At 47.6% G+C, this 13,621-nt stretch carries 7 protein-coding genes; 1 reads left to right on the top strand and 6 read right to left on the bottom strand.

The genetic code is table 11. The features are described 5' to 3' along the window. Positions 1-59: 59 nt before the first annotated feature. The 5 genes from cls to CA600_RS06165 form a co-directional block, all read right to left on the bottom strand. Positions 60-1,514: a cardiolipin synthase gene (cls, locus tag CA600_RS06145; RefSeq protein WP_094869381.1), complete on the bottom strand. Its 1,455-nt coding sequence runs from the start codon at positions 1,512-1,514 to the stop codon at positions 60-62. A 274-nt stretch (positions 1,515-1,788) separates the two neighbouring features. Beyond that, positions 1,789-3,669, bottom strand: coding sequence for a DUF2264 domain-containing protein (locus tag CA600_RS06150; RefSeq protein ID WP_094869382.1), 1,881 nt, complete (start codon positions 3,667-3,669; stop codon positions 1,789-1,791). An 11-nt stretch (positions 3,670-3,680) separates the two neighbouring features. Next, positions 3,681-4,817 carry a glycoside hydrolase family 88 protein gene (locus tag CA600_RS06155; protein ID WP_094869383.1) on the bottom strand — a complete coding sequence of 379 codons (1,137 nt, stop codon included), beginning with the start codon at positions 4,815-4,817 and terminating at the stop codon, positions 3,681-3,683. A gap of 32 nt (positions 4,818-4,849) precedes the next feature. Continuing rightward, positions 4,850-6,667, bottom strand: a complete 1,818-nt coding sequence (locus CA600_RS06160) for a heparinase II/III family protein (RefSeq protein WP_094869384.1) — start codon at positions 6,665-6,667, stop codon at positions 4,850-4,852. A gap of 40 nt (positions 6,668-6,707) precedes the next feature. Further along, positions 6,708-7,853 carry a DUF2264 domain-containing protein gene (locus CA600_RS06165; RefSeq protein ID WP_094869385.1) on the bottom strand — a complete coding sequence of 382 codons (1,146 nt, stop codon included), beginning with the start codon at positions 7,851-7,853 and terminating at the stop codon, positions 6,708-6,710. Between the two features lie 190 nt (positions 7,854-8,043). Between CA600_RS06165 and CA600_RS06170 the strand changes: the two genes are divergently transcribed. Continuing rightward, positions 8,044-8,880, top strand: coding sequence for an AraC family transcriptional regulator (locus CA600_RS06170; RefSeq protein ID WP_094869386.1), 837 nt, complete (start codon positions 8,044-8,046; stop codon positions 8,878-8,880). Between the two features lie 96 nt (positions 8,881-8,976). Here CA600_RS06170 and CA600_RS32090 read toward each other — a convergent pair whose 3' ends face one another. Then, positions 8,977-13,533 carry an S-layer homology domain-containing protein gene (locus CA600_RS32090; protein WP_306440384.1) on the bottom strand — a complete coding sequence of 1,519 codons (4,557 nt, stop codon included), beginning with the start codon at positions 13,531-13,533 and terminating at the stop codon, positions 8,977-8,979. Positions 13,534-13,621 lie beyond the last annotated feature (88 nt).

Raw genomic sequence — 13,621 nt, forward strand, 5'->3', positions numbered from 1 at the left:
GAACTGTGAATCCTCAAAACTACAATTCGCCTTTTTGTACAGAGGTATGTTTCGGGAGTTTATAAGATAGATGAGAATAGACGAGAAACGCCCTCTTTAAATTTGATCATTAAGGATCTTTCTTTATAACGCTCAGGGGTAAGCTCTGTACTTAACTGGCTATCTTCCTGAAACAATTCTTGAAGCTGTTTAGCCACTTGCTCATCATAAACAATTGCATTAACTTCGAAATTGAGTCTAAAGCTCCGGGAATCAATGTTCATTGTCCCAACGGACGCTACTTCTTCATCTACCACAATCGTCTTGGCATGCAAGAAACCATTTTCATATAACAGAATTTTTGCCCCATAATTCAATAATTCACCTGCATACGCCCAAGTTGCCCAATAAACAAAAGGGTGGTCAGGCTTATTTGGAATCATAATCCGTACATCCACACCGGATAGGAGTGCAATTTTACATGCATCCATAAAACTGCTATCCGGAATGAAATATGGCGTCTGAATATATACACTCCGTTTGGCATTTAAAATAAGCTTAATATACATGTTTTTAAGATGTTCAACTAGCGAGTTGGGACCACTAGACACAATTTGAACAGGACTTGATCCGACACTTCCTTCAGTGGTAAAGGAAAATTGATCGAAGCTTACCTGATGCTGTTTCCGGGCATGCTTCCAATCCAGAATAAATCTGCCTTGAATTTGATTAACAGAATTTCCCTTCATTCTAAAATGCGTATCCCGCCAATAGCCAAACTTTTTAACTATCCCTAAATATTCATTTCCCACATTAAATCCACCAATATATGCAATTTCTCCATCGATGATACATAGTTTTCTATGATTTCGATTATTCATTCGAAAATTTATCGGTCTAAGCAGTGATGGGAAAAACACCTCTACTTCTCCACCCGCAGAAAGTAGTTCTCTAAAGAACTTAAGAGAAAGTCTCTTGGAGCCGATTTCGTCATAGAGAACCCTCACTTTTACGCCTTCTTTGGCTTTTTTAGTTAATTCATCTCTTAATTTTGTTCCTAAATCGTCAGGCTGGATGATGTAATATTGAATGTTGACCTCTTTTTTGGCATTTCTAATATCATTAAATAAAGAATCAAACTTTTGTTTACCATCGTTAAAAATAGCTATCTCGTTATCTGTTGTCATTAGCGCATTCGATGAAACAAGGTTCATATGAATTAAATCAGCATACTTCGTTAACAAAGAGCTCTGATCCTTGCGTTGATCCTTTAATGTAGCCAATTGATGGTCTACAGTTGATTGCAGATAATTCCTTTCTTCCACTGAAAGGCCAAAGAAATTCTTTTTTGCTAAATTACGGCCAAGAAACAGATAAACAATAAAGCCCAAAATGGGAATGAAATAAAAAACCATAAGCCACGCCCACGTATAACCAATATCTCTCCTCTCGAAAAATAAAAAACCTGCAGAAAGCAATATATTTATAATCATAACAAAAGAAAGTATCCACGTGACCAGACTGCTGTTGTCCATTAGGAGTTCCTGCCTTTCTTATCTTTCTATAGATGCCGGTATTTCTAGTTTTGCCAAAAGACAGTTTATCCATCGTCTGATAAATCAATACTTCTGTAAATGACTAGATAGAGTACTATAGCATAATTGTCCATCTAAGAAAACATTTGATAAAAAACTCAAAAATCAAAAGATAAAATCATAAAAATTCACATAAAAACAACAGCCCTAATGCAGTAGTTCTGCATCAGAGCTGTTGTGACTTTTTAATTAATGTGAGAAATATTTAAACAATTTATTGTAAATTAAGGACAATTTCTCTCCCAGAAAGAGTGACAATGGTTAACGCTCCATCGCTGAGCTTAACTTTCAAATCTTGCTCAGGTGAATGCTTGAAGACGTCATCAGCTTGATCAGCCTGAATATCCAAAGCCTCCTCTGAAGGTGAACCAAATATAGCCGACGCGAGCCAATGAATGCCCGGCAGAAGGGTGGTCGTCAGCATCGGCAGGACCGTCCGAGGGCGAAGGAGATTCGTATTGGCATTCGGCCAAACCAGCTCACCCTTCCGGCAGCCTAGCAAATCCTTGATTCCACTGGTTCCCCAAGCAGTGGAGGCCATCGCCCCAGCCACATCGATCTTCGATAACATTTCATTCTCTTGCCCAAGTGCGAATCCACCCTCTGCGGTATCCAGCGACCGTCCAGTTTCGACTCGATGAATCCGAATATGCCAAGGAAGTCCGGCGACAACCCAAGTCTGAACCTCGACATTGGCCCACGGCCTCCAGACGGAACGAAGGACGTTGTCTATAATCTCTGACTCTATATTCTGGCGTCGTACCCGGTATAAGTTGTCTCCGCGCTCACTCAGCGCAAGCATAGAGTCGAACGCTCCTTGGGAGAGCCCCCATTCGGAGCGGGGCACGCTGAAGCCGAAGCCTGTTGAATACACGAATTTCTCGTATTTGGCCGAGGTATGGGTATGTTCATTCGTGTATAAATGTCCGCTGTTGAAGGCTGCCACATGACCGGAAGCGGGCTCGCGGACGATGACAAGATGTGCAGGCTTCTGAACCATGACCGCCGGAATGGCCGGCAGCGGCAGTTCCTCTTCCTTCCAGAACGGATGATCCGCCCCTAGAGCCAGCGGCAGGAATGTCTTTAACGCCCAATACGGAGATCCGGGGGCATTGTAATTCTCCGCCATGACCAGATTCGGGTAAGTATATCCGATGGTCAGTACGCCATAAACGTCAACAATCGGCTGACTGAACCACCAACGCAGATTTCGCAGCACCAGACCTTTTACCACACCAGCGGGAAATCCTTCAACGTCTGCATAAGAAAAGGCGCTCCAGAATGCCGATTGGGCAAAACGGTAAGCCAAACTGCGCCCATATGGAAGCGCAGAGCCGTCGGGTGCGAACCAGCCGATGAATTCAGCAGCAAACAATCGAGCCCGATCTTTGAACATACGGGAACGTTCGGAGTCTTCCTGCTCCATCAGCTTTGCATACAGCAGCGCATAGTAATGAATAGCAAAAGGTACGTAATAATCGCTGTGGCCGTTAATTCCGTCGCTGTACCAGCCCTCACCCAGATAGAAATCATCCATGCGCTTCAAATTGTTTTCCAGCTGCTCTGCGTCGTAGGAACGGCCGATTTTACGGAAACCGACATTGACTAGAACGTTGAAGAACAGCCAATTACAGTCATAGCAAGGATGGGCATTTATTTGATTCAGCCAGCGGTATAATTGATCCTGCTCCTTCGGAGCAAGCGGCAACCAAATCCGTTCCGGAATGGCTGCCAATGCGAAGCCGAAGACCGCCATTTCGACCAAACGCTGGTCGTAATCCTTTACCTCTCCCCAATATTCTTCATGAGAAGGATCGGTGCCATGCCGAATACCATCCAGCACGTTGTCCCAGAGTTCGCTGTCTCCACCACCAATGAGCAGGGGTACCAACCCCCATAACACCCGTGAGAAACCTTCCATTTCAGCAGTTGCTGCCGAATAGCTCGCCCCGGTTCTACCGATTTCAAGTCGTGCGCTGCCTCTGCTGTAGTGCGGCCGAAGCGGATCCGTAAGCTGCTCAAGGGCGATCACCATATCCTCACGGGTCTTCAGCGGGTTACCGCCGATCCGAGAAAGTGATTTCTCATTGTTCATCCTAATCACCCCTACTCCCAAAAGAACGGCCCTGCGGATTTAATCCGGGCTAATGCTTCGACATAGAAAAAATCACCATAGATAAGCGGAACATCTATATTCCGGTCCTCAGGGTAGTTACTTGTACCATGAAGCAGCAACCCTTCCTCGTCCGCATTGTCCCAACTGCCATAATTTTTGTAGAGAGATTCCACTATTCTTATAGCCCCATTCCGGTACACATGAGACTCCGAATCATCCACCTGGTCGGCAAGCAGCAGCAAACCACTTGCCGCGCAGGAACCGGCGGAGCTATCACGCAGCTCGCCTACTTCAACGGGAGCACGGAAATCCCAATGTGGAACGTGATCATCCGGCAGTCGGGTCAAGAAGAAATGCGCTACCTGCTTGGCTGCATCCAAGTAGCTTTGCTTTCCCGTATGATGATAGGCAAGCGCTAGGCCGTAAATAGCCCAAGCCGTGCCCCGTGACCAAGCCGATTCAGGCGCAAAGCCTTGTCCTCCAAGCTTCTCCACCACTCCACCCGTCTCCGGGTTGAATTTGACGATGTGGTACACGGAGCCGTCCGGCCGGATAAAATGCTCCAGTACAGTATCCATATGCGCCTCTGCGATATGACGATAGCGGGGATCACCTGTTGTCTCGGAAGCCCAGAATAACAGGCTGGTGTTCATACAGCAGTCGATAATAGCAACTCCGCTGTTGTCCTCCCCTTCACTCCATGGATTCCAAGCCCGAATATAATGTCCTTTCAGATTGAAGCGGGCTGCCAGGTAGTTGGCCGCCTTTAATGCCCGAATTTGTGACGCTTCACTACCCGTTAACTTATAATTTGCCACACTGGTAAGAATCCACATGAAGCCTAAATCGTGATCCAGCTTAACGTAGCCGTCCAGTACCTCGTCGAGTCTCTCTTCGCAGCGTTCCGCGATCATTTTAAGACTTTCGTCCCCGCTCTCAGAATAAAACTGCCAGAGCATTCCCGGCCAGAACCCTGCTGTCCACCAGTTCGGTGCCTCAAGCAAGTATTTACCACCTTGACTCGCGTGTGGAAATTCTGCACCGATCTTTCGACTGTTACATCTTGTCTTTTCAAGTGCCTTGTTCCAAGCTTCATCCACCCAAGTTTGTTTTTCCGTTATATTCATTTCAAACACCGCCTTCTTCGAATGGTTCGCTTTTATATAAATTGAAAGGTAAATGTTAATTTCCCTTCAGAATCAGGTTGAAGAGCATGAAAGTCGAGCGTATGCCAGACCGTATTCCTGCCAAAATGATCCTGGTACTCACGTACGGTAATTTCTGGCTCTACGACCTGGATATCATAAGTCACTTCCACACCGCCTACTTCAGTTCCGGGCAGCAGTACGACACCAGATCGAAGTATCTTTGGACGACGCCAGGTTACGAACCGCTCCGTAAAGCTCTCCGGCCTACCGTTATACCGATACTCGTCCATTAACTCTAAACGAGGACGCTGCTCTTTATACCAAACCATAGAGCGGATCAGGGATTGGAGATCTTCCGCTTCGTATGCCTGAGACAGCTCTAGCTTCAACTCGTCCCGCTCCACCCCAGCCGACGCATACAGAACTGTAGCACTATGCTTCCTGCCAGCCAGTTGATACTGGCCGTCGATGATCGGAACCGAATGTCCCTGCGAGCCGTTACAATCATATTGATAACGGCCAGCCCCAAAATATTCAGCCGTATACTCTCCACTGCCGAGATCAGCTGCATAGATTTCGCCTCCACCTAACAGAATGAACTGTCCCAGATCATTATGATTATGAGGTTCAGCGTTATGCCCTCCCTTCGCCGCGAAGCCGAACGAGCTTCCTCCGGATATATATCGTGAAACGAGCCATGCCGCATCAGGAAGATAATAGCTGGCCGCTTTCCAATCCTGGTTCTCTTCCAGATCACTGGTCTTTCTCCAAATCAGATTTCGAAAGGCCGGGGCCCAGCGACTACAGTGATCCTCTGTGAAAGGAGCACGCAGCTCAGAAGGTGGACATTCGACATCTGGATAGATATCAGCTAAATAATGAGACAGTCCCATATGAATGTGAATTTGAGGCTCAGAGTCAGAGAAATTAGCGACAAAGCTGCTCCCAAGAAAACATTTCTGCTGGAATTGAGCAATGCTCCGCACTTTGTCCGTTGCAAACCAGTCTGCTCTTCCCTCACTTCTAACCCGGAGAAGATCGCTGTAATACGTGAAATAGCCAAATCCGTAGTTCCAGTAACTCAGACCTTCAAGGCAGGCCCCATCTTCCCCGAAGCCTTCCAGATAGTAGCTCATGCTGCGCTCTGTCTTCAGCAGGATATTCGTCAGCGCAGCAGGATCATCCAACATCAATAAGGCGGCTGCCCCGATCGACCCTGCGCACACTGCTGCCCAGTTATGACGTGCGGTCTCCCATTCATAAGGACCATGTACTATAAAAGGTCGAAGTATTCTCTGCTCTACTTCATGTCTGATTCGGGATTGAAGAAGCAGCGGAAGTCGTTCTCCCAGTAGAAGTAAAACTTCACTAAGGGTAAAAGCGGTCTCTGAGGAGAACAGATCAATAAACTGATTGATATTCACTGAATGATGATCTAAAGGAAGATGGGCTGGCAGGCACCATGTGTACTCTTCGCATATAGACCACAGGATGTTTTCCAGATTCTCCAGAAGTCTGAGATCATCCGGCTCAAGCAAGCTCATAAACACATATGTGTTCAGCCTTCTTCTCCGTTCAAAATATACCCGTTCATACTCCAGCCTCGAACCCGTGCGCGCAAAAATTGAAAATAGCGTATCCGTCAGCTCCGCTATAGGCTGCCCGTCTATTCTTAGAGCCTCTGCACGGATTTCGCTGATATCTTCCTTTAACGTCTCTGAAGAGGCTGCCTGTTGCCAAAAAGCATCCGAAGCTCCATTCGGATAATACAAGCTCAGATTTGCCGGCTTCAGCACTTGGACAATTTCGAAAAGCTCCTGTCTGTTCATGCTTTCTTCCTCCCTTTGCCCAGTTAGATCAGATCCACCTCTATCTACTCAAGGCATGATCTCTCATAACATCCTCACCGGCTGCAATTCTTTGTGCGGTCCATTTCAATTCTGTCCCTGCCCAGAAAGGATCTGCAGGCAGTAGCCCCAGTGGAAGGAATACCGAAGCGCATAAATAAAGACTTCCCGTATTGATGTAGCTCTCAGCAAGCTCCGGCTGGTAGCCGTATACCCCTGGACGTAGCCATCCGGCCTCATCCAATGTCCCCGTAAACCCCATAGTCCGTGTAATTACAGCAGTCAAGGCGCAGCGTACCTGTGAGGGGAATAGCGCATCCTCCAGAAAATGCTGCAGCGCCGCTTGGGATAGCAGTTGAAATGCACCAAAACGGTAAACGATGGAACGCCCGATGAACGGATACGTACCGTCTGGCGCAATCATTCGTTCCAGAACCGTTGCGTATCGTTGTGCCCGCTCTACAATCAAGAGCTTCAATTCTGAATATTGCTCCGATTCCCGTTCAAAGAGTGTAACCACATCCACAAGCATCGGCTGAATGACAAAGCTATTGTAATAATCCCAGTGGAAATCCTTACCGTCCCCGTATATGCCATCCCCTTTGTACCAATCCATAAACATATGGATCGCATATCCCACGCGCATCCGGTCATATTCTGAATCGCCGAGGATATATAAAGCTGCTTCGACCATTGCGCTAAATAACAGCCAGTTGCTGCCGCTAGGCGCTGTCCGGCGCGTTTGCTTCAAAGCTGTTATTAAATTACCTTTCACCCGCTCATTCAGCTGCCCTGCAAGCCGCTTCGGTGCACGCACCAAAGCATGAGCGAGGAATGCCGCATCGACCAACGGTTGGCCTTCGGACTTAAAATCCATATAGTCAGGCGATGATGGATCAACAGCAGCATCGATGCATTCCAGCATCAATATGACATAACGAGCCCTGAGCACTTCTTCTTCACCCTCCAGCCCTTTAAGCTCTAGCCAGGGAGCCATTCCACAGGATAACCTAGAGAATGCTTCCAAGTGCGCAAATGAACTCCTGTCACTGTTAAACTCCGTAGGTAGCCGTTCCTTTAATTTTCTCTGCGACAAAGCGTCAAGCACTGGGTCCCCGATCTTTAGCATCGTGTCCAGCCAATATTTACGCTGTTTCGTACCATTCATACACAATACCGCCCTTCCAGTTGCGTCTATTCAGCAGATGCAGGTTCCCGTTACTCTTGTTCTGACCAGCTATATACTTGGTTGATTGCGTAATCTTCTTCTATAGTTTAGTGTTATGTTATTGCAATGTCTTTGCGATTTATGATCATTTATTGCGTATCTTGCGATCAATTTGAAAGGGGCTCTCTCGATGAAACATGCCCAGTATTATCAGCCGTTCGAAGGCGACATACTGGCGGGCATCGGCAATTCACCGATCTCACCCACCAAAGATTTTCATATTCATGATCACTTTGAAATCTTCCTATTTTTAGGCGGCACGGTGAACGGATTTGTGGATCAATATAGCTATCCGCTTCAGCGGGGCAATGTGCTCTTATTCAACAATCACGAGATTCATAAAATCATTAATCTATCTCCGGAGCCTTACGAACGTTTAACTATTCATTTCAAAGCTCCACTTGTATATCCCTTCTGTACCGCAACTACAAATCTGCTCGCCTGCTTCCAGAACCGTCAGAACGGAGAGTATAATCTGGCTCAAATGGATGAAGCGCTGCTTGCAGAGTATATGGCGCTTGCTTCCTGCCTGATTGCATCCTTGGAGAACCCTCAATACGGCAGCGAGGTTTTGGCCCTTACATATCTGATTCAGATCCTTGTCCTCATTAATGAGCTATATAGCCGTACCGTTTCCACTATACCTAGCATTATTTCCTCACATATTCAAACAGCCATGAGCTATATTGATAACCATCTCCATCTGAATCTATCGCTTGAGCAGATCGCCGGGGAGTTGAACGTCGATAAATATTATCTTAGTCACCTGTTCAAGCAACAGACCGGAGGAACAATCTACCGTTACGTCCTGCTGAAAAAGATCGCGTTATCCAAACAGCTCTTAACCGCTGGAAACTCCGTTTCCGATACCTGTTATCTATCCGGCTTCAATGACTATGCCAATTTCATTCGTACCTTCAAGAACATCACGGGCATTCCACCTGGAAAATACGGCAAAAAAAGCTGATCTTGCCACTTATCAACGCTCCGCAATTGTAATCTGAAACTATAAAGAACCTGACAGCCCGCTACAGCAGCTGCCAGGTTCATAGAAGTATGGGCCTTACAAATGCCCCAGCAGATTGGCAATGACTTGTGCACTTTCGGCACGGGTCATCAGCTCTTGAGGCGCGAATTGCTTATTGCCGCGTCCCTTAATGAGCTCCGTCTGCTCAGCAATCCTTGCTGACTTCTGTGCCCAGTCATGAATCTGGGAATAATCACTGAACGAGCCCGCAGAAACTTCTTCTACCTTGCTGCCATGTAAATATTCATAAGCCCTGACGATCATCACAGCCATTTCCTCACGGGTGATGCTGTGATCCGGTGCGAAAGTATCCGAACTGCGGCCAAATACAATGCCCGCTTCGCTTACAGCTGCAACGGCTTCGGCATACCAGGCTTTGGAGTCCACGTCAACGAACGTCGAATTACCTCCTGCCTCTAACCCTAACGCTCTTGCAATCATGGTCGCGAATTGTGCTCTTGTCACTTTCCCCTGTGGATTAAATTCGGTATTAGAAATGCCTTGCATAATATGTTTGGCAGCCATGGTCTTAATAACATTACTAGCCCAACTATCTGCACTGACATCCGAGAAAACCTTGTCATATTCCAGGACCGCAAACTGGCTAAAATGCTGTATTTCCGCATTCCATATTCCAGTAGTTAGCGTTCCTCCCATAAACTCAAGAGCTCCGTCCCCGGCGATATAGTAGAGGCCGAGCAAATCGGTATTGGCATCCGAATCGACGGTGAAGGTAATCGTCAATGGCTTGTCAAAACGGGGGATCGGAATGGCAGTACCGTCCACACCTATACCTTCCAAGCTGAAGTTAATTACATCGCTTGCAGCAGTTAACTGAACCGAACGGTTGACAGCCGGGTTATTCATAAGCTGTTCCACGACAGCTCTTGATACCTTCCCGGCCGAGAGCTTGAGGCGTGCCCCATCTGCTTGATCTCCCCCAGCTTTCTCTTGGATGCTCTTCAGCGCTTCCGGAGTCAGCTGAATAGTTAACGTAGGCCATACGAGACGTAGCGTATTTACTCCGATGAGTTCTGATAACCCCTCAGGAAGCAGTACAGAATCTGTAGTTTCGTTAAGCTGAACCGTTATAACCCCTCCAACCGGAGCGGTAAAATCATCTCTGTCAAGAATCCGTGTGGTTTGCGTCAGCGGTGTTGATGTTGGTAATATCGTCGGCGCTGTTGTTGACACTGGGCCCGGGGTCACTGCAGGTGCAGGTGTTGGCGCCGGACTTGCTGTGGGTTCAACTGTCGGTGTTGGTTCTGCCGTTGGTGTTGAAGTCGGCTGTTGCTGAGCTTCGGCAATTGTAACTGTTCTAGTGACTTCTGCTGCCGCGTTGCCTACGGAATCGCTCACATTATAATGATAAATGTAAGTACCCTCCACTGTAGTATCTAGCGTTTCGATGCTGTTTCCATCCTTCGTAATCGTAGCTGTAATACGTTCTGTGATGTCGCCATCGCGGTCATCTACTGCTGTGGCTCCAGCATCTGTATAGCTAGCACCATTATCCAGTTGAACAGATGGTTCACCAAGCAGGGTAATGATCGGCTTCAATACATCCGGATCTTCCGATACGATTACTTTTCGGGTAACTTCAGTAGCCGCGTTGCCTGCAGCATCGCTGACATTGTAATGGAAAGTGTAGATATCCGCTTTCGCCGTATCTAATTCAGTTAGACCATACACTTCACTGCTGACCGTTGTAGTGATGCGGTCTGTGATGTCACCGTCTTCGTTGTCATACGCTGAGGCTCCGGCATCTGTATATTCAGATCCTATCGGCAGATTAACAGTAGCCTCACCATTCAGGGTAATCACCGGTTGAAGACGATCCGGCTCCGGCAGCTTAATCGATCCGCTGGCTGCAGCTTCCGCCTTCGCCTCGCCCTTGCTCAGCGTTACCGTGAAGCTGAAGCTGCCGGCTGTGTCATCCGTGGCTTCCTGGAACGAAGATAGGGTGATGTCACCTATCGTAACCCCTGTATCACTGAACCCGATCAAGCCGTTCATCGTTTGGAGCAGCCAAGTCCGGACTTTGTCCTCGCTGTTAGCTGTTGTCTTCTGCACGCTGTATGCAGCGCCTTCTATAATACTCTTGGCCTCGTTCACAGCTTGCTCATTGGCAATGCTGACCCTGTCCTTCGCCACAGCTAAGTAACTGATCACAGATGCCTGACTGTTCGTGTTGTTTATCGCATATTTCACGACACCGCTCACGGGTAGTGTGAAGTCATGATTGATCGTGACACCGTTAGGACCTGCGAGTACACCGGTCTTGACCGTTTCGTTCACCGTTTTCCCTTCAGCATCCATATAGCTAAGCGTAATATCCATCGTACGGTTGCTCATATTCCACCAGTCCCGATGGAATGATGTAATCGTGTACTTCCCTGCGTTTAGTGGGAGGGTGTAGATCAGAGGTGTATTCTTTGTATTCGAGCTGTAGACACCTGTCTGAGTTTTATCCGTAATAACCACGGCACCTCCGAGCCCCTTGAGATTATAATTTGCTCCTGTATTGGTATGACCCCACATAGCACCTGTTGATAGTTGATCCGCAGTGCTGTTCAGGAGGCTGTCGCCCACGAAATTTTTGATCACCGTATAGGGTGGTGTGACACCATCCGCCGAAACACCAACATCCAAAAAGTATACGAGACCTTCTGGCACCACTTCTACATAAGCAGTGGTTTTTAGATTGCCATAAGTACCAGTTACAGCTACCCTTTCATACGGCGTGTTGAAGCTAACTGCACCTACATTCCACTTCACTGGCACAAGTAATTTAGATCCGTCTTCACGGGTAGCCTCCAGCTTATCAGGAAGAGTCGGCAGTTTACCGACAGAAGTGGCAGTATCCTGAGGAGCCGCAAGCTCCCTTACATCCCCTGTAGTCAACTGGTTCTGAGCGGAAGTGAGACGTCCCGCAAGATGAATGGCTCCTTCTTGATCCAATCTGTAGTCAGCCGCATTCTCCAGCGCTTCCTCTGCGGCACGCTGTGCGGTGGCAAAAAGCAGCCAATCTCTCTCAGAATACTCATCCAGCTTGTTAATTTCTTTTGCAGCGGTTACTGCGGCTTGCAGCGTTGCTGTATCCACAGCACCTTTTACTTCACCGGAAACAACTGCCACCGCGTCCACAACCAAAGTGCCGCTTAATACCCTTATCTGAACGTTATGCTGTCCATATTTAAGTCCGCGAAGCGTGTACGTTTGGTAAAGTTCTTTAGAGGCCATCGTATCGGCTGACAGCATGACAATTTCATCATCAACAGTCACTTCTAACTTAGCCGAGCCATTATTCGGTCCCAGAATATCTAGCCCAGTGCCTTCAAAAGAATATTCCATCGTTGCATCCGCACCTTGACTAGTGGATAAGGAACGTTGGTAAATATACATACCGGCACCATTTTGATGACTCCACAATCCGTTGTATTGCAATTTAGGGTTAGGTGTAGCTGCCAGGTCATACATTTCAAGATTATCCAGTAGTTCGGAATAGTACGGCGCATAGCCGTCAACCGTCTCAACTTTCAAATTGTCGAAGCGAACATGATAATATCCGCTGGCTAAATCTACCCGTCCAGACAATTCTGGATTTGGATCTGTATAAGCGGCCAGTTTCACATCATCCAGATAAGCAGTCACTTTATCGCCTGCAACTTGAACGGCAATGTTATGCCAAGCATCATGTGCGGCGTTGAATCCAGCCAGCTTAACTCCACCGGAACCGCTCACTACATTGCCACTCGCTACTGCACTATTATTGACCAGCAGCTGCCAGCCTCCGTCAAACCAGAATTTCAGCACATAAGGTGTGCCGTTTATAGTGTGAGAGCTCCCACCTCCTTGATACCGTGCACCAATCGCAGCATAATTGTCTCCTTCCTGCGTACTGTTCGTCTCGAACGAAACATCAACACTAGCCTTGTAATTCGTCCAGCGGTTATCACCGATAGCTGTTACGGGATCTCCACCGTTCCAAGTACCCCCCAGCCCCATAATTCCCTTATCCAGCTGTTGGCGCAGAATATAGTTGTCCGTCCCGTCCGGAAGATATGCCTCGAAGGCACCGTTACGGTCATGCGTATAGCGCGGCATCACACCTTTAGAGCCGCCACGGGATTCTATATAGCTTTGGGTGCCCGCACTCTGCCCGCCTGCCCCGATCTTCACAACGGATTGACTGGAGTAGTCAAAATCATCCGCATACAGGATATTGTCTGTGGTATTTTGCACCCTGCCCGTTGCATCGGTATCAAGCACGGTGCGGTCGCCTTCTACAGGTATCGGCGTCTGAAATGCCTCATTATCCTTATTCTCCAAAGTGGTCACGGTCACTGTCGAATATGGTTTGACATGAATGGTATAAACCCCGCTGCCATCAGCAACGATATCCCCGAGATATTTCATATAATTGCTGTTAAAAGCTTTTCCCGCGTCTGCCGCACGAGTCTCCCACACTTCCAGTGATGGATTGTCCGTATAACCCATATTGACTGTCTGTAGCTTGTAGGTTTTAGCATACTCGCTGTCATTTACGATAACGGTCGAGAAATCACTCTTGTCAGGTGCAGCAAGAGTCATATAGCTAGGAGAACCGTTGCGGCCGCTGACAGGGTTAGTGCCTGCTGCCCCCGTAGAGCTAGCCTTAGGAACCGCTCTCCAAATCTCT

The sequence above is a fragment of the Paenibacillus sp. VTT E-133280 genome, assembly GCF_002264385.1.
Taxonomy (GTDB): domain Bacteria; phylum Bacillota; class Bacilli; order Paenibacillales; family Paenibacillaceae; genus Paenibacillus_AQ; species Paenibacillus_AQ nitricinens.

Bases quoted from the DNA above. Each gene is read 5' to 3' on its own strand.
- CA600_RS06155 (WP_094869383.1), bottom strand. From the start codon at position 4,817: ATGAATATAACGGAAAAACAAACTTGGGTGGATGAAGCTTGGAACAAG.
- CA600_RS06160 (WP_094869384.1), bottom strand. From the start codon at position 6,667: ATGAACAGACAGGAGCTTTTCGAAATTGTCCAAGTGCTGAAGCCGGCA.
- CA600_RS06150 (WP_094869382.1), bottom strand. From the start codon at position 3,669: ATGAACAATGAGAAATCACTTTCTCGGATCGGCGGTAACCCGCTGAAG.
- CA600_RS06165 (WP_094869385.1), bottom strand. From the start codon at position 7,853: ATGAATGGTACGAAACAGCGTAAATATTGGCTGGACACGATGCTAAAG.
- cls (WP_094869381.1), bottom strand. From the start codon at position 1,514: ATGGACAACAGCAGTCTGGTCACGTGGATACTTTCTTTTGTTATGATT.
- CA600_RS06170 (WP_094869386.1), top strand. From the start codon at position 8,044: ATGAAACATGCCCAGTATTATCAGCCGTTCGAAGGCGACATACTGGCG.
- CA600_RS32090 (WP_306440384.1), bottom strand. From the start codon at position 13,533: ATGACTCTTGCTGCACCTGACAAGAGTGATTTCTCGACCGTTATCGTA.